The sequence below is a fragment of the Pseudomonas tensinigenes genome (assembly GCF_014268445.2).
Lineage (GTDB): Bacteria > Pseudomonadota > Gammaproteobacteria > Pseudomonadales > Pseudomonadaceae > Aquipseudomonas > Aquipseudomonas tensinigenes.
In genome coordinates this window covers 5,396,828-5,418,773 of the sequence record NZ_CP077089.1, presented here as the reverse complement: position 1 = coordinate 5,418,773, position 21,946 = coordinate 5,396,828, and the positions used below count along the sequence as shown (strand labels likewise).

Genomic DNA, 21,946 nt, shown 5'->3' with positions numbered 1-21,946 from the left:
AGGTTTTACAGGTGCTCGCCTGCATCAATGTGGCGTAGAAGAACGCTTTACATCCGTTACGTTGCTTATGCTCAGGAGTCAGTGATGTCAGATAAAGGGAGTTTGGAAGGTGTCTCAGAGAGTGCTGGCCTTCCTGTGGACAATGTCTCGCAAGCGCTTCAAGACGAACAAAATCCGCAGGTAAGTGAAATCGCTGCTGCGGACTCTCTTTTTGTTCGAGTCACCGCACCTAGCCAAGGAGAGGCCCTGGCAACTCAAGGGGTGATCATCGGAGGGCTTGTCAGTGCAATTTTGATGTTCGCCGTGGTCAGTGTTTTTCGACGCAACACTGATGGCTCCAGCACTTTACTTGCAGTGGGAACAACAGTTCCTTTTCCTTTACCTGACCCTGAAAATCCCGGGGGGCCACCCGTTGTCGCCTGGAGTACCGTAAAACTGAACCTGCAAGAGGGGACGCATCGTATCTATGCTCGGGTCATGCAGACTGAAAAACCCCCAATCGATAGTGCGGACCGGACATTTAGTATCAAACTTTTCCTCGGGCGTCCTGCAATCACATTTCCCCGGGCGGGCGAGACCTACCCACGCAATGTGTCGGTGCGGGGCAATATGTCTGCGGACTCATTGGTCAATGGCGTTGTGGTCAAAGTTTATTTTGATACGGGACGCGACCCTATCGGTCAAGTCGGGCTCGGCAGTCGTTCATGGGCATTGCAACCGATCAATTTCGAACCGGGTCATTGGGGCATCGTGGCTGAAGCCGTAAATGGTTTGGAGTCTTCGGGGCGTCAGAGCCTGGTACCTTTCAAAGTCCGCCCTGACACTTTCACCGGTCTCACCGTCGAGGTCATCGACAATTCCATCAAGTTCTCAGGCTCCGCCCACGCCGGCGCAACGGTGGTGATCACCGCGCCCGGTTATGCGGTCACGCCGCCAGGGGAGGTTGTGGCAACCGGGGGCCAATGGGCAACCACCGCGACGGACTGGCCATACGGCACCTACAACCTGCAAATCGTGCAAAAAGTGGGCGACGGTGCCAGCGGCTGGATCGAGTCACTGCCTTTTCCTTTCACGGTCGAAAACAAGTTGCCGAATGTCAGCGAGTTGGCTCACACACTGGAGTATCAGCCGACCTTCAGCGGCCTGGGCAATGCCCGCGCGACCGTGTGGCTGTGGAAGATCGACATGGATGAAGAGGTGGCGCCCCATCGCCCGCTGACCACCACCGGGAAATGGACTAGTCAGGCCACGCAAGTATGGGGCCCGACCTTCAACCGTCGGGTTCGCATCAAACAGGCGGGAGACGGGCAGGAAACCGATTGGGTTTATCTTGATGTAAACATTCCGCCACTGGCTCCCGGTCTTGACGACCCGCTCGAAGATGGACTTTCACCCAGGCTCAGCGGCACTTGCTGGCCGGGCGCGGTGGTCAGCCTCCAGTACAGCGACGAGGTCGGTGTGGTGCACCCGGCCACTGTCAGCAATGACAAGTGGACATTCCGCCGCGACAAGCCGTTCGCGACGGGGGTTGAGCATACCGTCACCGTGACCCAGTTTGCCGCGGAGCAGACCTCGTTACCGGCGAGCGCCACCTTCACCGTCAGACGGCCCATGTCCCAGCCGCGGATCACCTATCCGGACCCGACCAGCAAGGTGGGCCGTGATGTCACGGTCGAGGGCGACAACGGTATGCAGGGTGCGGTGATGCAGCTGCGGGATGCCCAGTTCCAAAGCCTGCTGGGGCCCAAAAAAACACTGGATGCAGACGGCCCGTGGTCGATCGATCTCGCCGGTCTGGAATTCCGCAGGTACACCATCGATGCACAGCAAATCCTTGACGAACGGCCGTCCGAGCGCAGTGAACATTGCTATTTCGATGTGGTGTTGTTGCCGCCGCAGATCACCCAGCCGACGGAAAACGGGAAGCTGCCACGTACCGCAAAAATCGCCGGCAGCGGCATGGCGAACGGGCGGGTCGAGGTCTTTCTGGAAGGGGTCAGCGAGCCTCTGCTCAGCAACATCCTGGTGAACGCCAAGGGCGATTGGGAAGGTGAGGTGACGTTGCCGGTGGGGCACACAATCATTCGTGCGCGGCAAACGTTCGTCGATGGAAACGACCAGCGGCAAGAGTCGGACCTCGGCGAAGCGCGGCAATATGACGTCGTCCCGGCTGCACCGCTGATCGAAACCCCGACCGAGGATGACCCAGTCGGCAGACGCACGGTGGTGTCTGGTTTCGGTGTGCCTGGCGACACGGTCACGGTGACGCTGGCCGACGCCACGCACTCGCTGCAGTCCAGCGCCATCGTGCAGGAAGATCGCACCTGGTCAGTGACGCAGGACTTCAGTTCCCTTGCCGGCGGGCCTTACGTGCTTGAGGCGGTAGCGTCGCTGGAGGAGTTCGCCTCCGTCGAGGCACTGCGCCCGATCATGCTGGGCACTTTTCTGCCCACCCTCGACGCCCCGGCGGCGGGCCGCTGGGTCAGTCATCCGCTGCAGTTTGCCGGCCGCGGGCGCAAGGGCGTTGGGACAGTGGTGAGTTGGTACAACCCGGATGTGCAGTGGACGGGGCCGTTGCCCATTGCCGGTGACACATGGCATGGGGAGGCGACGCAACCATTGCCGGAATCCGGCAACTGGTACCGATTCAGGCAGAGCCTCACGGATGAGAAGGGCGACGAGACGATATCCGACTGGGTCGTGAGCGCGCGCTTCGAGGTCGAGCGCGCAAATCCGTCGGTGGACGGTTCTTGAACGCATACCCGACGAATGGTTGTAAAACCTGTCAGATCTGACAGTAGACACTCGACCCGTCGAAGCGCCAAATCTTAATCACTGAGTGTGCAGCCTGGTGGAAACGCCGGGTTGCTCCGGCCGGCTTTCGCCTCAAGGAACCTGATCATGGCTGATTCGCGTCGCCCCGCTTTGCAAATGTTCGATCAATTGTTTGGTGACGAACAACACGCACAAAACCTCGGGCTGGACAATCTCAAGACGTATCTTGAACAAGGGGGATCGATTTTTCCCTTGGTGGAAAAGGGCGTTCAGGGTCTGGTCAGGGAGCAGCGGCTCAGCCCGGATGACGCCCGGCGGTTTTTGCGCGGGGCCAACAGCATGGCCACGTATCTGCGTCGTCAGTTTATCGAGCAAACCCTGACGGGGGATCGGAACGCGACAACACGCAGCTCCAGCGGTTTGTTATCCATGGTTGACGGCCCCACTTATCAAGTCCTGATCGGTACCGACTTTGCTGCACTGTGTCCACCGGATGCACTGGAGTCCCTTGTTTCGCCCATAGCGTATCTGATCGATTTGCTGCGCTGGATTCGTGACCGTATCAAGCCCGAAAACCAGGAAGAACAATATCAGTTGCACAACCGCCGCACGGATTTGCTCGCGCTGGAGGTCGACGTCAATGCGGTCTATCAGTCGGTATCGTCGGTCGACATCATCGTCGCGGTATTGGAGCAGTTCATCGCGGCGAACAAGCCCAAGCCAGGACAGTCGACTGAAGACGCATTGATCGAGGCCCGCTACCCCAACGGTCTGCCGTATTACCAGCATTGGGTCACGATTGATGCTATCGCGCAGTCCCATGACCTGTCGGTGGGGGACTTCGAGCACCGTGTCGATCTGGCCTACCCCTATTTTTTACAACCCGATGCCCGGGGAACCAATACCGGTCCCGGCTTCGCTCATGCTACGCGCCTCGGTCCCTATCAGCGGCAATTGCTGACGGAAGCCCGCGAGAGCTATGACCAGCGTAAAGAGTTTTTCGACCGCCACTTCGGTACCAATGACCTTGATAGTTACCAGAACCTTAGTCAGGTGGAGTTTCTAGGCGAGCGAACCAAGTTGAGCAGCACGCAGATCGAAGCTTTGCTGTCGATTCGCGATGCTGCCCCGGTGCGCTCAGCCAATGTGAAATACCCGGATGAGACACCCGAGACACCCGAGACACCCGAGATACCCGAGATACCCGAGAAACCCGAGAGTGAACGGTCGGGGTCGGTGTACATCAACAACAACACCGCCCCCGCCGTGCGGATCGACGACGAGTCACAATTTCGCCATCGACTGACGGCAGACCCCGACAAGGAACTGGGCTTCAACCGCTATGACCGGATAAACCAAATGGTCCGTCTGGCCAACTGGACCGGTTTGCCGTTCGATCAGGTCGATGCACTGCTGGTGGCTGCGATCCGGGCAGTAGAACACGGTAATCCTTCGGACCCCGCCGCTGCGTCAGAGATGGACATATCCAGCGGCGTCGTGCATGCCCTGGGTCTTTTTCAGACCCTGCGTGAGCGTTACGAATGCACTGCGGCGGACTTTGCCGGGTTCATCGCAGAGCTGTCGATCTACGGCCGTGGCGAGGCACTCTCGCTGTTCGACCAGATCTTCAATGATCGAACGGATTACCGCGAGCCCTTGCGGCTCGACAACCTTACGTTTCCAGTGATGCCGGCGCCGGGCGAGGTTGATCTGACGATCAGCCAGTTGTGCCGTGGCCTGGCGATTGACCCGCAGACTTATTACGTTCTGGCAACCACGGTGGCCAGGGCACATGAATTGACCGACACACTGACGCGCAGCCCGGCGATCATCTCGAGTTTTTACCGCCTGGTTCGACTGCCCCGACTGTTGAACATCACCCCCGTCGAAGGTGTGCTGATGCTGTCGGTGCTGGGTGGGATCGAGTGGGTTGATGGCTTGGCGGGTATCCCTCGTATCCACACCGTTGCAGAGGGGCCGCCAGATGTACTGGAACTGATCGAAGCCATGCACAGTTGCGTGCAGTGGTGCGCGCAAAGCGATCTGCCAGTGTTGTGGGTATTGCAGCATGCGGTCGAACCGCTGGCGGCGGAGCAACCGTCCGAGCAGGATCAGCAACTTTTCGAACAACTGCGCAATTTGCTGCCGACCGCATTGTTGTCCAACGGTGTGTTTCTGATGGCCGGCGTGCCGTCTGCAGGGGTCGCCGACTGGCTCGAATTCCTGGTGAGCCGCGCCGATGGCCTGGTTCCTATTGTCGACGCCTACGGTCTGGTATTGCCCCAGTGGGGGACATCCGAGCAATACCTGGACGATGTCCGCGGAAAAATTGCCTGGGCGGTCGACAGTGCCTTGGGGGTGGTCGAGGAGCCATTGCGCCTAACCCTTATCGACATCATGACCGGTGTGGTTCTGCAGGCGCGCGATGCTCAGGCATCGTTGGTCAAAGAGACGCTGGCCGTGTATGCCGGTGTCGGTGTGGAGCAGGTACTACCGATCCTGAGCTGGTCAAACACCACGGTTCATCAATTGCTGCAACAAGTGCTTGAGCAAACCCCTGTGGAATCAGAGGGGGCAAGCCGAAAACAGCACCGCAATGCCGATGTGCTGCTCGATCTGCTGGCGCAGGTGCGCTGGCGCAGTGAAGTGGTGTCGACGCTGGGGTTGAGCGCCGCGCTGTTGCACGAATATCTGGATTACGGTCACGAAGCCTGGCTCGGTCAGAGCAACAGGCACGAATTGACGATACGCACACTGTATTACTTGACGACACTGACCCGTGCCTTTGCCCTGAGTGAACAACCGTCGCAGAAACTGTTGGACAATCTGCGTCAGGTCAACGATCTGTCGGATCTCACGGGGGATGCAATGAGGCTGGTGCAACAGGCCGCCGCCATCAGGCTGGCCAATTTTTTTGGCTGGAGCGTGCAGGAAGTCCGCGAGTGTGTCGACCGTATCGATCCCACCAACCTCAAGGTGTTGAAAAACCTCAGCCAACTCGATCTGTTGATGCGCGTCCGGGAGCTGTCCATCGAGACCGGCATGGATGCATTGACGATTTTCCTGATCGGCAGTCTGCCCGAAACCATCGACAAGACAGCTTATGCCAAGGCCGCCGAACTTGCTCTGCTGGGCGCGACCAGTGAGCGGGCGCCAGTGGCGCACGTGGCAAGCGACCTCAACGAGTTGGTCTCAATTACCTGTGACGTGGTGGATGACAGCGATGTCGTGGCCAACAAGCCAGGTGAGCTAGCCACGTATCGGGTGACCGTGAAAAACGCGCAAGGTCAGCCGCTGAGCGGCATCAAGGTTCACTGGCGAGCCTCCCTGGGCAGCATTAAAACAGGTGCGACCGACACAAATGGAACGCTTTTGGTCATCTATACCCCGGGCAAGGTCATGGGCACCGATACGCCCATGTATTGGCTGGATCTGTTTGAGCCGCGCTACGCCACATCTATCGACATCACCTTCGACCGCAAAACGCTGACTTTTCCGTTGGCAGAACTGTCACCAACGCCCTTGGGAGTCGTGCCGGAAGGCCAGGAAGTCGAACTCTACGCGTTGCTGGAAGACTTCTACGGCAACCGCGCGTACGACTCGTTGGTGGATTGGTACTGGGAGACTGTACCTCCGAAAAAAGTGGATACCGCGACTATCAGGCCCCGTCAGGGGTTCACCGATCAACAGGGACTCACGCGGGTTTTTGTGTCCAGCAAAACCGGAGGCACCTTCGTTTTCAGTGTTCGGAGTCAGTCTGGCGATAGCGAAAGCAGGTTCATCAATGCCATCACCTTCGCGGGTGAGGCGATACCGGAGTAAGCGGTATCGCCTGGCTAACGGTTGTCCCCGGAGCATATCCCAAGGAGCAGGATCATGGCATTGAGTAACATTGGCGGGCTGCTGGAAAAACGTCGCGCGGCACTGCTCGAATACTGCATTGGCCAGGTGGCCAATGCGAAATATCCGTTCTTGAAAACGGCGGCCGATCTGTTCGAACTGCTGCGCATCGATCCACTGGACACCTACCAGGTGCGCAGTTCGTGGGTAGCCGAAGCGACCAGTTGTGCACAGCAGTACATTCATGCGGTGTATCGCAAGCTGGAACCCGGCTTTGAGAAGCAAGCGTTCGACAATCGGCATCTGCTCGAATGGGAGCTGTACAGCAACTATCCCGACTGGGCCGCCGTGCAGCTGATTTCGTGTTACCCGGAAAACTTCATCAATCCCTTTGTACGCCTGCGCAAGACCAGTCTGTTCAGGTCCCTTGAAAACAATCTCAATCAGGCACGCTTGAGCAACGATTCCGTGCAGTCGGCGCTGCAGGACTACCTGCAGACCTTCGAACAAACCTGCGATCTGGATGTGATCAGTTGCTACATGGACAGCATGACACCTGCCCGCGCCAATTATTACTTTGTCGGGCGACAGCGGGTGCAGCCCTTCCAGTACTTCTGGCGCAAGGCCGAGATTGAACTGGGCAGCCAGAGTGTGGCGGTCAATCCAGCGGCCTGGAGTGAATGGCAAGCCGTGGAAATCCCCGTTGCCGACGAGGTGCTGGATATTCGCCCGGTGGTCTGGAATGGCCGGTTATGTCTGGTCTGGGCGCAATGGCGTGTGAAGGTCGCAGCGAAAGTTGGCTCAGTCGATATTCCCTACAAACTGGACATCAATCTGGCGTTCATGACCCAGAACGGCCAATGGTCGGCGCCGCTGCTCCTGCACAGTTCGGAATACCAGACCAACCTTTTGCCGGGCACCCGGTTGATTGCGAGTGAGCGCCGCGATTATCTGGATCCCAAGGGCAAGCTGGGGGTTTTGCTGACGGGCAAGATAAGTGGCCAGACTGTGGCGCCGCTGAGGGTGCATGCGGTTTACGACGTGTTGATGCGCCCGGTCGCCGGCGACGGTGGGGCATGGCTGGATCTGGCGCTCCAGCATCGATTCGTCAACAACGAAACGGTTCAGCATCCACTGAGCAGCCAGGTCACGGTCGTTCCCCGTGTCCTGACGGCGGGTTCCCTGACGCCGCATATGGATCTGCAAGTCATGGCGTTGCGGGTGGGAGATGAAGACATGATCACGGTGCAGGGATATTGCAGGCCCACCGGACTTGCCAGTGCCATGGTGAAGATCAAACTGTGGCTTGTTGGCGCTTCAGGTGAGGATCCTAAACCGCTGGAACAAGAGCTGGATCAGGCGGGTGGTTGGGTAACCGAATCGTTGGTATCCAGCCGAAAAGAAGGCACTTGGCCGAACCCGACCACTTTTGCATTAGCCGGCCCCACCGCTTATACGGGCGATAAGCGATTTGACCTGACAATCGTCGACCTAAAGGATTTCGTCCCGCCCACCTTGCGCAAAAACACTGTCGATGCGGCGCAGTTTCTTTCCTTCAATCAGTCTGACTTGCAACTGAAGTTCGTCCGGCTCAATTCATTGTTTGGCCCGGAACTGGTGCAGCGTTCCAATGGTTCCGTGGACGCCGTGCTGGACTGGAACACTCAGTTCATTGCCGAGCCGTCGCCCACCGGGGTGCCGTTCGTTGAGCCCAATGGTGCTTTCAACGGCGCCAATGGCCTGTTTTTCTGGGAGCTGTTTTTCCATCTGCCGCATTTGATGGCCACGCGCTTGCGCGATGAAGAGCGCTTCCGTGAGGCACAAAACTGGCTGCATTACGTGTTCGATCCACAGGCAACTGCCGATCCTCCGGGACATCCAGACTATCCCAACCCAAGACCGGCGTACTGGCGTTGCCGCCCCCTGGACATCGTCAGAACTCCAGGCGATCCGGGTTGTGAAGTTCAGAACCCCACGGATCCGGATGCCATCGGCTACGCAGCACCGGCGCACATGCAAATTCTGGCATTTACCGACTATGTGAAAAACCTGATGAGCTGGGGCGACTGGTATTACCGGCAACTGACCCGCGACAGTCTGGTGGCCGCCAAGCTGTGCTACGTCCAGGCCGGGTTTCTGATGGGCAAGGCACCGACCGCCAACACGGCGACCCGTTGGCAAACCACCAAGGTCGCCGATCTGCTGGAGCAGAGCACTGTGCGGCCGCGGCTCGAAGCCTTTGAAAAGACGCTGAATTTCAGCCTGGCGGATTACCCGGTCGCTTCCGATACCCCGCCGATGCTCGGATTGTTGGCCTGTGGGCCTTTTGAAATCCCCATCAATCAGTCGCTGCTCGACCTGTATGCCGCGCCTGAACTACGGATGCACAACCTGCGCCACAATCTCACCATAGAGGGCAGGCCTATGGATCTTGCGCTGTTCAGCCCGCCGACGGATCCCAATCAATTGCTGCGCGACCTGGCGACTGCTGGCGTGGCCGGGCCGAGACCGATGGGGGGGCGAATGGTGGTCAATGCCTTCCGCTGGCGTGTGACGTTCGAAGTCGCACTGCGGGCCGTGCAGGCGCTGCAGGATTACGGCAGTCAGGTGCTCAATCTGCTGGAGCGGCGTGATCGCGCCGAGCAGGAAGAATTGCAGCAAAGCCACCTGGTGGAATTGGGCAGCTATGTCGAAACGGTGCAGGATCAGTCGATCGCCCAGCTGGAGGCGAATGTGACAGCGCTGCAGCAAAGCCGGACCATGGCGCAGGAGCGGGCGGATGCTTACGCAGCGCGTTACAACGAAAACGTCTCGGCGATCGAATATCAGGTCATGTCGAGCCTGAAACAGTCGAAAACCTCCGCGTTGCAGGCCAGGGTCGTCAGGACCGCCGGGGGCGTCATCGGGGCCTTACCGAAAATATTCGGCACCTCCAATGGCGGCTTCAAACCGGAACATGTGTTTGATGCAGCGGCGTTCGGCATGGAGGTTGCCTCGTCGCTGTTGCAGATCGATGCCGACAGCCAGGCCACGACCGAAGGTTACCGGCGTCGCCGAGGCGAATGGGCGCTGCAGCGTAATCAGGCAATTGCGGAGGTGCGTGCGCTCGATGAGCAGATCGTGGCGCAGAATCATGCGGTCGCTGCGGCACGATCCAGCCTTGCGCAGACCTTGCGGGCCAACAGTCAGGCATTGACGTTCTACAACTACCTGAAAAAACGTGCGAGCAATGCCGAACTGTTCGGCTGGATGCTCGGCCAGCTCAAGGCGCTGCATTATCAGGCCTACGATGCGGTCATCAGCCTGTGCCTCAGCGCCCAGGCTTCGCTGGCCGCCGAAACCGGTGATTACGATACGCAAATCCCCTTGCCTCAAGTGTGGCTCGACCATCGTCATGGTCTGACCGCCGGTGAGCAGTTGCGCGGGTATCTGCTGCGTCTGGAGCGTGAATATCTGCAACGCCACGAGCGACGGCTGGAGCTGGTAAAAACCATTTCCCTGCGACAGTTGTTCGACGACGAAGTGGAACCTCAGGTGGGCATTGCCAACTGGGCGGATGCCTTGCAGCAACTGACAGACACCGGGGTACTGGAATTCAAGCTGACCCAGTTGCTGTTCGATCGCGATCATCCCGGGCATTTCTGCCGGCAGATCAGTTCGGTAGAGGTCGATCTGCCGGTTCTGACCGGACCCTATGAGGATGTGCGGGCGACCTTGCTGCAGATCAGCAGCATGACGGCGACCCGGCCAACCACGCAGTCCGTGCAGTACTTGCACAATCCGGGCGGGGTAGCGCCGCTGGATGTGGTGATCAATTTGCGCAGTGCTCAGCAAATAGCCTTGTCGGTGGGCATCGCTGACAACGGTCTGACGAACATGAAGCCCGATGAAGGACTGCTCCGTCCGTTTGAATGCACTGGCGTGATCTCCGGCTGGAGATTGAGTGTCCCGTGGTCGGACAAACGGCTGCAGGCCGCCATGCTTGCGTCGTTGACCGACCTCATTGTGCGTATCCATTACACCGCCAAGGCCGGAGAGCCGACCTTCGTCCAGAAAGTCGTAGACCTGGTCACCCAGGCTGAAAACGCCAGGCTGAACAAACAGGCCAAAGGAGCGAGCGATCATGCATGAGCCAGTCATCCAAGCGAATCAAAGTCTGGTGCTCAACGGTGATTTCACTCACACGCTTGACCACTGGACTCCCAAAGGGCTAGTGGGCGTAACGAGTGAAATGTATGAAGACGCGTTTATCAGTTTCCTGGTGGCGGGGGTCGGTGGCTCGGTTACACAGCAGGTATCAGTGCCTAAAAAGCCCGATGCCGGCGCCAGTTACGAACTGACATTTTTGTGCGAGTTTCGCCCGGGGGCTGACTGGTCGGGCCAGCTCGGAACGTTGCGCATCCTCAAGGGCAACACGGAGTTGATGAGCATCGAACTCAAGCGCGAGACGCTACCCAGCCTTGAGGACGATACCGCTCCTCTGGCGGCGGCACAGCCGTTGGATTTCAATCCGATTGCCTATCGCGAATCGCTGGATCACCTGGCGTTCGACAGCGGCGACACCTTGACCTTCGAAGTCAGCGGTGTACCGAGCAATCCTTCAGATAAGCGCTCGGTTGTGCGTATCACACGCATCGACCTTCAACTGAAACTGGAGCCCTTGAAGCTTGAGGCGCTAAGTCTGGACGAGGAAACCCTGACGCCAGGCCAGATGTTGTATCTGTGCCTGGGGGCATCCCATGGCGGCGCATCGGACGACCCTCTTTTCATGCCACACAAGCTGTCTTTTACCCCTGTAGCCGGCAGCGCCTGGCTGGATACCCAGATCGCATTGACCAGCCACGGTAACCCGATGGACGCGGTCAAGGCTGATCCTGAATGGGGTGTCGATCAGGCGCTGCTGTCGCATTGGTCGCTCGACTGCCCGGCGATCGGCGAAGAGAAAAGCTACGATTTTTCGATAAGCCTGGTTAACCAGTACAGCGCCGAACCTTATGCGATTGACGTTTCGCTGGGGCATCACCGCCTGGCCTTTCGCGAGGTACAGGAAGCGGCTTACTACCCGGTGCTTGAATATGCGCAGAGTGTCCGGCTCGGCGTGCAAGTCGTTTCGTTCTACACCGGCCAGGCACTGGATGGCCGGACAGTGACCTGGACGGCGTCCGGGCAAGGTGTACTGGGGGCCGGGATCACTGACGAGCAAGGCTGGGTTTACTTTGATTTTGCACCGAGTACTGCGGGTGATGTGGTTATCAAGGCAGCGGTCGAAAGCCCTTATTACGCCAGTGGCGAAGTAACCCACGAATTTGCGGTCAAGGTGTTGGCGACTGATCCGTGGAAGGAGTTGCGATCCGTCGTCGAGGAGATAGAAACGCAGTGGGACGTGACCGGTTATCCCAACCGGGGCGCCGCGCACCCTGTCATCGTGCGCCTGCTCGCCGACAGCCCGTTGCAGGGCACTGATCTGTCGCTGCACTGGAGCGGCGTCGGGCACGAGCAATTGGGGATCACGGTCAGGCCGCCGCTCGAGGAGCCGGTTCCGTTCGATGGGCGCGACAGCCTCTGGACGCTGACCAGCGAGGACCGGCTCGACGGTCGCTTTGATCTGTCATTGGTCTGCTCAAAGCTGTTGTTGCCATCTGTAGCCAAACCGATGTCGCTGGCGCGCAACCGGATCAAGGTGGGGGAGGTGCGTGAGGCCAACAAATATCCGATCGTCGACGAGGCCGAGAGCGTGCTGCTGCGGGTGCAAGCGGTGCATGAAGTGGCCAGAGGCGATGGTGATCCGGTCAGCAATGCGTTGGTCGAATGGGTGATTCCCGACGGTGACCCGGTCCACAGTGCCACTGGGTCGGGCGGCTGGGCCAGTTTGCTGTATACGCCGAAAACTGCCGGGGAAAAGACCATCACGGCCCGGCTCAAGGCGCACGAGGAAGCGATGTCGGTCGAGCACCCCTTCACCGTCACGGCCTATGCCACCAGCCCATGGAAAAGTCAGGTGAAAATCTGGCTCGACGATGCTGAGGTTCAACGCAATACACTTGGCGTGCTTTGCCGACGTGGACAGACTCATACCCTCAGAGTCGAACCGGTTACCGGCAGTGATTGGCTCGGGCGCAACATCAGTCTGCACTGGCGCGGCGTTGATCCTGATATCGGATTGCGGCCCGCAGACCTGGAAACGCCCAAGCCATTGACGTTGCCAGGGCCGCAATGGCAACTGGTCTCCGACAGCAGCACCAGCCTTAGCAGCCTGTTTGAGCTGGAACTGCACCTTGAAGACGAGACAAACGTTCGTGAGTTGGCAGGACGGCTGATGTCTGCGGATCTGACGGAGGAATTGGCGCTGCTGCTCGATCAGGTGCCATCGGCGCTGGATGATCGCAGGTTGTATCCGTGCCTGGGGGCCGTTCACCGCTTCAACGTTTTACCTCATGCACTGAGTCCGTTGGTGGGGCTTGAGGCATCCCTGATCTGGTCGGGCACACCGGCCGAATCACTGGGCGCGACCGTCGCCCCGCCGCTGGAGCATACGCAGACACTGAACGACGGCGGCGCGATCTGGACGCTGGACTTCACCGGCAGTGAGACGCAAGGCGAGTTTGCTCTGACCCTGGCCCTGCCTCAGTTGAGTTTCGAGGCGATCGCCAAGCCGATGACACTGGCTCACAACAAAGTCAGATTCGAGGCATGGCGCGAGTCGGCGGTGGATCCGGTCATTGGCCAGGCGCCGGCGTGGATGTGGGTGCAGGTGTACTCGCATTACACCAACCGCCCCGTGGATCAGGCACCGGTGAGCTGGATCATCGATGGCAATCCTCGCGATATCCAAACCTCGACCGATGGCTGGAGCGGCTTTGACTTCAGGCCGCAGGTCGCCGGGGAAGAGTCGGTAACCGCAGCGGTACTCAGTCGTTATGACGACTACGAAGATCGTCGTCCAATGACAGTCAGATCGCTGGCCAGTGATCCCTGGGAGGGGCTAATGGTCAGTTTCGACAAGCAGTCGGAACAGCCCATGGGTCAACAAACGTTCTTTCCGCGACGCAAGGGTCAACATGAACTACACGTGCGAGCGCTGGACGGCAGTGACTTGCTGGGTCAGTACCTGACACTGGGCATGACGGAGTCTGGGCCAGCGGCACTGGGCATCCGTTTTGAGGAACCGAGGTTAGGCGATCCCAGATTGTTTTCGGCCGCAGGACTGACCTACAGGTTCCGGGTGGACGACCTCAAGGATGGCAGCTTTGGATTGCACTTCTCGTCGACGCGGTTGGCCAGTCTGTCTCCCGTGAACGCCATGTCGCTGGGACAAGGTGAACAGGTGGTGACGATCGCTGAACGCCAGCGGGTCAATCAGACGTTGTTCTGGGGCGATGCCGTGACTGAACAGATCACGGTCATCTCCTCGATCAGCGGCAAGCCGATGGTTGGGGTCATTGTGACCTGGCGCAGTCCCGACCTTGGGGTGGTGACATCGATCACCAACTTTTACGGGGTGGCGAAGATTGAGTTTGTGCCGACTACACCGGGAGCGCTGGAGCTGACCGTATCGGTGGGCGGAGCACTGCACTCGGATTCGATAGCGTTGCCGTTCTTCGTGCATGAGCCTCGGGAAATCCAGTCGTTGATCAGTTCTGATCCGACGGGATATCCAGGGCAAGAAGTCAGCGCACAGGTCATTGTGGTTTCTGCCAGAACAGGCGAGCCCCTCGTTGATGTCGACGTGGAATGGGAATACCCGGGCATCAAGATCACCCCGACGAAAACGGATGGTAACGGCAAGGCCGAGGTGAGTTTCAGGATGCCGTCAATCAAGGAGGGTTGGTTGCAAGCCAGTGTGAAAGGCGGTTATGCAGGATGGGAGCTTCGAACCCTGAAATTTGCTTTGATCGAGAATGCGGACATCGAGTTGCGTGTTGATTGGATCGATACTGTTGTTGGCGACACCGTATATCCCTGTATAGGTGCGATCAGTGAGGTTTTGGTGCGGGCAAAACCTGGCAGTCCGATATCGGGCAGTTGGGTGAAACTGGAATGGGCGGGCGATAGTCCCGAGAGTCTTGGTGTGGAGGTCACGCCTGTTCTGGGTGAGAGTCAGCCACTGATTGGGGCGGGGTGGCACCAGTGGTTGCTTAACTGTAAACGTAGTATCCGAAATGGCAGGTTCACGTTGACGCTGAAGGCGCGGGATAGCGACTGGTCCTTACCGCTGGTCACCATGGAATTGGGGCATAACAAGGTGAGAGCAAGAAGGTGGAAGACAACTTTTGGTCAATTGACCCGCTATGGAATAGAGGCAACGTCCGTTCATACATACCAAGTGGCACCGGATGTCGAGGTGTCCGTCCTGCGTTCCGACTTAAGCGAGCCGTATTACGAGACAACGTCGCAAGACGGTAGGGTTTTGGTCGATACCGACGCAAGCGTCACGGTGGAGATGAAAATTCACAATCGTTACGACGGGAGCATCGTCTGATGGTGGGTTCTGTTGTCGTGAAATAGTCACGGCCTCCTTCGGAGTCGGGAGACGTTTTTCATTCATCAGAAACCACCTGCTCCCTTCAGTGCTTGATACCGCGTCACCAATTCGGCCCCCAACTCCGCTGGCCGAACATCCACCACCGGAACGCCATGAGCACTCAACTGCTCATGGAGTTCTGTTCGTTCATTCAAGTAACTCACCGTCCCGCAGTAGGCCAGAGCCTCAGGTAGCGTTTGCACCGGCGTATGGCGCAGGGTATCGAGCGTCTCCTCACGCAAACTCGCCACCAGTACTCGGTGTTGCGTGCTCAAACGTTTGACGGCGCCGAGCAGTTCTTCATCGTCTTCATCGCGCAGGTTGGTGACCAGTATCACCAGCGCCCGACGCTTTTGCCGGGCCAGCAACTGACTGGCGGCGGCCTGGTAATCGGCGGGGCGCCGGGTGGCGTCGAGGTCGTAGACACTGTTGAGCAGCGCGTTCAGTTGGCCGGCGCCTTTGACGGGTGCGAGATGGCGAGGTTGATCGCAGGCAAAGGTCATCAAGCCCACGGCGTCGCCCTGGCGCAGCGCGATGTAGCTGAGCAGCAGGCAGGCATTGAGTGCGTGATCGAAGTGCGACAGTTCATCGTCCTGGCTGCGCATGCGCCGGCCGCAGTCGAGCAGAAAGAGGATCTGCTGGTCGCGTTCGTCCTGATACTCACGGGCAATCGGTGTGCGTTGGCGGGCGGTGGCTTTCCAGTCGATCTGGCGCAGACTGTCGCCTTCACGGAATTCGCGCAACTGATGGAATTCCAGACCCTGGCCGCGACGTTGTCTTTGGCGCACGCCGAGTTGGCTGAGCCAGTTATCCACCGCCAGCAACTGACCGCCGTACAGGCGGGCAAAGTCGGGGTAAACACGGGTGCTATCGCTGACCTGCAACAGGCGTTTGCCTGACCACAGACCCAGTGCACTGGGCAGGTTGACCTCGCACACATCGAAGCTGAAGTGGCCGCGTTTGAGTGGCCGCAGGCGATAACCGATCTGGCTGGTCTGACCGGGCTGCAATTGGACGCTGAGCGGCAGGTTCTCAAAGCTCAGCCCCTGCGGAACATGGTCGAAAATCTGAATGTTCAGGGGGTCGGCAAAGTCATGTTCAACGTTGAGTTGCACTTCTCCCCAGCGCCCGAGCGCAAGGCTGCCCGGCATCTGCCGTGTGACCCGCAGTGCGGGCAGGCGCTTGAGGCGCAACGCGTCGAGCGTTGCCAGCGCCAACAATGCCAGCAGTAATCCCCAGTTGATCGATATCAGGCTGGCAGGGATGTCGACTTCCAGCGCCCGCAATGTACCCAGAACGATGCCGATGGCCAGCAGCAAGGCCAGCCAGATCAACAGCAGGCGTGAGGGTTTCACAGACGCGGCGCCGCAATCTGGTCGAGCAGTTGCTGCAGCACCTGATCGACCTGCAGCCCTTCAATGTCCAGCTCCGGAGCGATGCGTACTCGATGGCGCAGCACAGCCAGTGCGCAGCCTTTGATGTCGTCGGGGATCACGAACTCACCGCCACGCAACAACGCGCGGGCACGGGCGCAACGCACCAGTGCGATCGAGGCGCGGGGCCCGGCGCCGAGAATCAGCCCCGGCCAGGTGCGCGTGCTACGGGCCAGACGCACGGCGTAGTCGAGCACCTGATCGTCCAGCGGCAAGTCACTGGCGATGCGTTGCAGGGCTTGCACATCCTTGGCTTGCAACACCGTGCGCAGCGGTTGCACATCGAGCATGTCGGCGCGGGTTGAACGGCTGACCTGGCGCACCATGTTCAACTCCTGATCCGCGTCCGGGTAGTCCATGCGTACCTTGAGCATGAAGCGGTCGAGCTCGGCTTCCGGCAGGGGATAGGTGCCTTCCTGTTCGATCGGGTTCTGCGTGGCCAGCACCATGAACGGTTGCGCGATGGGCAGGGCGCGGCCTTCGAGTGTGACCTGCCGTTCCTGCATCGCTTCGAGCAGTGCCGCTTGGGTTTTCGCCGGGGCGCGGTTGATCTCGTCGGCCAGCAACAGGTTGGTGAACAGCGGGCCTTTGCGCAGCTTGAACTGCTCGGTTTGCAGGTCGTATACGGCGTGGCCAGTGACGTCGCTGGGCATTAGATCCGGGGTGAATTGAATCCGCGCAAACTCGCCGCCGAAACAACGGGCCAACGCGCGCACCAGCAGGGTTTTGCCTAGCCCCGGCACACCTTCAAGCAATACGTGGCCACCGGCGATGAGCGCCGTGAGCACGTCGTCGATCACCTGGTTCTGGCCGATCAAGGCTTTCTGCAATTCGCCGCGCACCGCGTGCGCCAACTGACTGGCACGCTGGCGTTGCTGGGCGGCGTGGCTGGCGCTGCCGGGCTCGATCTGTTCGGTCATAGCGTGTTCCTCAAGGTTTGCAGGTGGGCGACCTGGCGGCAGAAATCGGCGCTGGAGATCCGCCGGTTCGGCACCGGGCTCAGGGCCTGGCTGATAGCGCGGGTGGGTTGCCGGGTCAGGCGCGACAATGCCAGCCATTGTTCGGCAACGTTCAATTGATCAAAGCCGGGATGGCGGCGGCGGGCGCGGCGCAACACATCCTGTTGCAGTGCTTGCAGCAGTGCCTGTTGGCCGTTGTGGCGCAGCAGGAAATCGGCACTGGCGCGCAGGTGTTCCTGCAATTGTCGGCGTCCACTCGGGGCGGGTAGCTGAAGTGGGCCGTGGCGCACACCGACATGCCACAGCCACAGGCCGATCAACGCGAGCAGGGCGACGATGGCTTGCGGGAAGTAGCGCCAGAGCAAGGTCAGCAGGCCATCGTGCTCGGTGTTGTAGATCAACGTGACGTCGGTGTCGGCGCTCAGATACCAGAGCAACCAGGCGTTGTCGTATTGGCTGATGATGTTGTTCTTCCACAGCTCGGCGTCGGTGACCACGGTGATCGAGCCAAGGCTGTAGGGCAGTTGCATCATGTGCGTGGCCTTGGCGCTGTTGGCCCAGGCTTGCGCAAGGTTCTTCGGGTCGTCGAGGTGGAAGTCGGTATCGAAACCGGCGTAGGCCGGGGCGTCTTCGTCTTCCAGATAGAGTTTGGTCAATTTCGGGAAGCGGTCTGGCGCCACGTCGGCGGGCAGGTCTTTCAGATCCTTGCTCAGGGATTGATGCAGTTGCACCCGATCAAGCAACAGGTCATTGCTTTGTTTGCTCTGCTCATCCCACAGCGATTCGGCGACGAACACCAGCCGCCCGCCGGCCCGCGTCCAGTTCAACACTTGCTCAACCTGACGCGGGGTCATGCGTGAGCGGTCGTTGAACAACAGCAATGTATGACGGCGTGGGTCGATTTCCGGCAGTACCGCGAGGCTCTCGGCATGGCTGACCATGAGGCCGCGCTCACGCAAAAAAAGCTCGGCCGCCAGATAAGGATTGGCTTGCGCGCTGGGCGAGGGGCCGTGATCGACTTCTTCCTGATAAGGCTTGGCCTTGAGATAGAGGAAAACGGTTAAAGCGCCCAGCAACAGGGCGATCAACGCGCCAACCCACCACAATGTCCGGCGACTCAACGGGCGGCTCCGGGGCCGAACAAGGCACGCCAGCCATCACACAATTCCTGTTGCAGCGGCGCTGCCGGCACGCGATGCCCGTAGGCCATGTTCTGCCAGTGGTTAGTCAGGCTGCGGCTGAAGGCGAGCAGTTCGGGGCGCTGCAATTGCTCCACGTGCGCCAACACCTGAAGTTCGGTGTCGGCGGGTTTCAGGCTCAGATCGAAGTCGTGGAGCAGATGGCTGAGCAGCCCTCGATAGAGCAGACCCAACGCTGCGCGGGGTTGGCTTTGCCACAGTTGTTCGGCATTGGCGGCGATGTCGTCGGGCAAGGTGTCGCGGTTCAAATCCAGACCGAAGGCTTGCTGCGGCAATGCTCGTTTTGTCTTGGCAGGCAGTTTCGCACGACGGCTGACAAAGGCCTGGAGAAACTCGCGATAGCGCCAGACCAGCCAGCCCAGCACCGCAATGAGCGTGCCCCACAACAGCACTTCAATGACCTTCGCCAGCACATTCAAGTGTTGCCCGTCGAGCCAGCCCAGCAGGGTTTTCAGCCACTGCGGCGCTTCACCCGGTTTCTGCGCTTCGGCAGGTTTTGCCGGATCTTCGCCAAAGCGATAACGGCTGACGACTTCCTTGTTCTTGAACGGCGGCTGTTCAAGCAGCGCCTTGATACTGTCCCGGGAGGCCTGACTGGTCAGCGGCTGATTCAACAGGCGCGGCGCCTGCGGGCTGTCATCAGGCTCGGCCGCCCAGGTCGACGGCATATTCGGCAACACCAGACAGACCGCCAGCAGCAATCCCAATACAGCGTTGTTCAGACGTTGACGCAAGCGGCGGAACACCAGTTCGATGTCCCATGCTTCCAGTTGTGTGCGCCGGTTCAGATAAAGGCTGAACCCGCAGGCGACATAGACCGGCTCCCACACCACCAGCACCAGCGCGTAGAAAGCATTGGTCAGATGTTCCAGCCAGCGCCAGTCTTGATCCGTCGCGAGTATCAGTGACTGCCAGCTCCAATCCGTTTCGACCTGTTGCGGCAGCAACATGTAGAACAGCACCATCAGGCCGATCCACAGCGCGGTTTCCAGATGCACGCCGATGAGGGTCAGCCATTGCGCAGCGCCGGCGTTGCGTTGCAGCAGCACGTGCAGGCGTTGTTGCCGGGCACTGCCGTCGAGACCTTCGAGTTGCACCACCGGCAGCAGAAAACTGCGGCTGAAACTCAGGCGGCGCCAGGTCAGACTGGCCAGCAGTTGCGGTTTGAGCAGGCGTGGCCATTCGCGCAAGGCTTGTTTCAGTGTCGGCGTCTCGCCAAACAGCGCTTGCGACAGGATGTACAGCGGCAGGCGTTCGTACGCCGGTTTCAGCCACCAGAAGATAAACACCGCCAGCGACGGCGAGTCCCACAGCAGCAGGCTGAGCAGGGCGAACAGCGGCAGGGTGACGATCGCCCAACTGGTCATCAGCAGACGCCGGTGTTGCTGGCTCATCAGCACGCCGAGGTCCATGGCCTCCCAGGTCGTGCGCGGGCGGATCACCACGGTGGCGTCACTCAGGCGCATGACGTGTCCTTCCAGCGAACGCCAGATAGAGCGCGACCAACGTCCAAAGCCCGGCGCCGACCAGATATTTGGTCAAAGGTGTGACACTGGTTTTCGACGACCAATAGGCTTCGATAAACGCGGCAATCAACAGGAACAGCATCACCCCGCACACCAGCAATACGCTCTTGCGCGCCGCCCGTTGCAGCGCTTCACCGCGCGTCAGCCGTCCGGGTGCGATCAACGCCCAGCCGAGTTCCAGGCCGGCCGCGCCGGCGAGGGCAATGGCGGTGAGTTCAAAGGCGCCGTGGGCGATGACGAATGACCAGAAGGTCTGGCCGAAACCGATCTCGCTCAGATGCCCGGCGACCGCGCCGATGACCATGCCGTTGTAGAGAAGAAAGAACGCACTGCCCACACCCAGCAACAAACCGCTGGCGAAAGTCTGAAAGGCAATGCCGATGTTGTGCATCACGTAGTAACCGAACATCACCCAGTCTTCGCTGGCCGCACGCTCCGCGGGGCGTCCGAGATGGCCGGCGACCGGGTCGTACATGCCTTGCATCTCGCGCACCTGATCGGCGGGGATCAGGTTGTAGATCAGTTCGGGAAACACGTACACCAACACGCCGACGCCGATCAGGCTGCCAAAGAACAGCAGGCTGGCGACCAGCACAAAGGGCCATTCGGCGCGCACCAGTCTGGGAAAGTCGGCGAGGATGAAACTCAGCAGATTGGCGCCGAATCGGCTGCGATGACGGTACAGCTGTTGATGGCCGCGCAACACCTGTTGCTGCAGTGAGTCGATGAGGAAACTGCTGTAACCGCGCGCCTGTGCCAGCGCCAGATGTTGGCAAAGGCGTCGATAGGCCTTGGGGAAACCGCCGACTTGCGAGGTATCCTTGCCACGTTCAAGGCGTTCGAGGGCCAGCGCAAAACGCTCCCATTCGGCCTTGTGGCGGGTTTCGAAAAGACTCTGCTTCATGTCGGGCCCAACAAACCGCGAGCGATGCCATTGAGTTCAATCACAGCTTTGGGCGCAGAAATATGCAGAGGCTGGGCGAGCAGCGCCGCCAGTTCATTGACCCGCGCTGGCGATAATTCACTCTGGCGCTCGGCAAAGCCAAGCACGGCGCGTTGTTCGCTGAGGGTGAGAGGGACGGGACAGCGTCGCGGTTCGGCATCAGGCAATTGCGGTCGACTCAGCGGGCGTTCGCTGTAGACCACCAGTGTGCCGGCAGCGATGTCGCCGAGGCGTTTGAAGGTCGGGTGTTGCAGGCAACTGAGGGTGCCAAGGAAGTAGCCGAAGGGCAGCAGATCGACAAAGCGCAGCAGGTTGCGCAGCAGCGAGGCCGACCAGCCAATCGGAGTGCCGTCATCGTGCACCACGCGCAGCCCCATCCATTGTTTACCCGGCGAGCGGCCCTGACGCAGCACTTCGAACAGCACCATGTACCACCAACTGATCGCAAACAGCAGCAGTGAACCCAGGCCCATGCCGAGCTTGCCGAGAAACGCCAGGGCGATGAACAGCACGCCCATGATCACGCCGCGTAAGGCCAGATCGATCGCGAAGGCCACGGCCCGCGCCATCAACCCGGCGGGGCGCAACGGCAGATCGATGCCTTCCGGCGTTTCGACCTGATACCGCGTATCCAGCGGCGGGGCCAGCGGTGCTTTCCTTGGCGGTGCTGTAGGCTCGAGCATGGGCTACCTGATGTTCGCCTGTTCGGGGGGCAAGTGAGGTCGATGCTAGCAGCCTCACGGGGGGAAA

10 protein-coding genes are annotated in these 21,946 nt (G+C 59.7%); 4 read left to right on the top strand and 6 right to left on the bottom strand.

The genetic code is table 11. The features are described 5' to 3' along the window. Nucleotides 1-84 precede the first annotated feature (84 nt). The 4 genes from HU718_RS24050 to HU718_RS24035 all read left to right on the top strand — a co-directional run bounded on the left by HU718_RS24050 (nucleotide 85) and on the right by HU718_RS24035 (nucleotide 15,094). On the top strand, nucleotides 85-2,754 hold the full coding sequence (locus HU718_RS24050; RefSeq protein ID WP_225936819.1) for an Ig-like domain-containing protein: 2,670 nt from the start codon (nucleotides 85-87) through the stop codon (nucleotides 2,752-2,754). Between the two features lie 147 nt (nucleotides 2,755-2,901). Next, complete coding sequence (locus HU718_RS24045; protein ID WP_186616590.1) at nucleotides 2,902-6,597, top strand: Tc toxin subunit A; 3,696 nt, start codon at nucleotides 2,902-2,904, stop codon at nucleotides 6,595-6,597. Between the two features lie 54 nt (nucleotides 6,598-6,651). Next, complete coding sequence (locus tag HU718_RS24040) at nucleotides 6,652-10,746, top strand: Tc toxin subunit A-related protein (RefSeq protein ID WP_186616591.1); 4,095 nt, start codon at nucleotides 6,652-6,654, stop codon at nucleotides 10,744-10,746. Further along, a complete protein-coding gene (locus tag HU718_RS24035; protein WP_186616592.1) occupies nucleotides 10,739-15,094 on the top strand; it encodes an Ig-like domain-containing protein in 4,356 nt (1,451 codons plus the stop codon). The genes HU718_RS24040 and HU718_RS24035 overlap by 8 nt, the downstream gene beginning before the upstream one ends. 65 nt (nucleotides 15,095-15,159) lie before the next feature. On the opposite strand, the gene HU718_RS24030 is transcribed toward HU718_RS24035, so the two are convergent. Genes HU718_RS24030 through HU718_RS24005 form a run of 6 tightly spaced genes read right to left on the bottom strand, consistent with a single transcriptional unit; the run spans nucleotide 15,160 to nucleotide 21,879 of the window. Further along, nucleotides 15,160-16,491, bottom strand: a complete 1,332-nt coding sequence (locus HU718_RS24030) for a DUF58 domain-containing protein (RefSeq protein ID WP_186616593.1) — start codon at nucleotides 16,489-16,491, stop codon at nucleotides 15,160-15,162. Then, nucleotides 16,488-17,489, bottom strand: a complete 1,002-nt coding sequence (locus HU718_RS24025) for an AAA family ATPase (protein ID WP_186616594.1) — start codon at nucleotides 17,487-17,489, stop codon at nucleotides 16,488-16,490. Before HU718_RS24025 ends, HU718_RS24030 begins: the two co-directional genes overlap by 4 nt. After that, nucleotides 17,486-18,649, bottom strand: coding sequence for a DUF4350 domain-containing protein (locus tag HU718_RS24020; RefSeq protein ID WP_186616595.1), 1,164 nt, complete (start codon nucleotides 18,647-18,649; stop codon nucleotides 17,486-17,488). Before HU718_RS24020 ends, HU718_RS24025 begins: the two co-directional genes overlap by 4 nt. Next, nucleotides 18,646-20,193, bottom strand: coding sequence for a DUF4129 domain-containing protein (locus HU718_RS24015; RefSeq protein WP_186616596.1), 1,548 nt, complete (start codon nucleotides 20,191-20,193; stop codon nucleotides 18,646-18,648). The genes HU718_RS24020 and HU718_RS24015 overlap by 4 nt, the downstream gene beginning before the upstream one ends. After that, nucleotides 20,180-21,157 carry a stage II sporulation protein M gene (locus HU718_RS24010; RefSeq protein ID WP_186616597.1) on the bottom strand — a complete coding sequence of 326 codons (978 nt, stop codon included), beginning with the start codon at nucleotides 21,155-21,157 and terminating at the stop codon, nucleotides 20,180-20,182. Before HU718_RS24010 ends, HU718_RS24015 begins: the two co-directional genes overlap by 14 nt. Continuing rightward, on the bottom strand, nucleotides 21,154-21,879 hold the full coding sequence (locus HU718_RS24005) for an RDD family protein (protein WP_186616598.1): 726 nt from the start codon (nucleotides 21,877-21,879) through the stop codon (nucleotides 21,154-21,156). The genes HU718_RS24010 and HU718_RS24005 overlap by 4 nt, the downstream gene beginning before the upstream one ends. Between the last annotated feature and the right edge of the window lie 67 nt (nucleotides 21,880-21,946).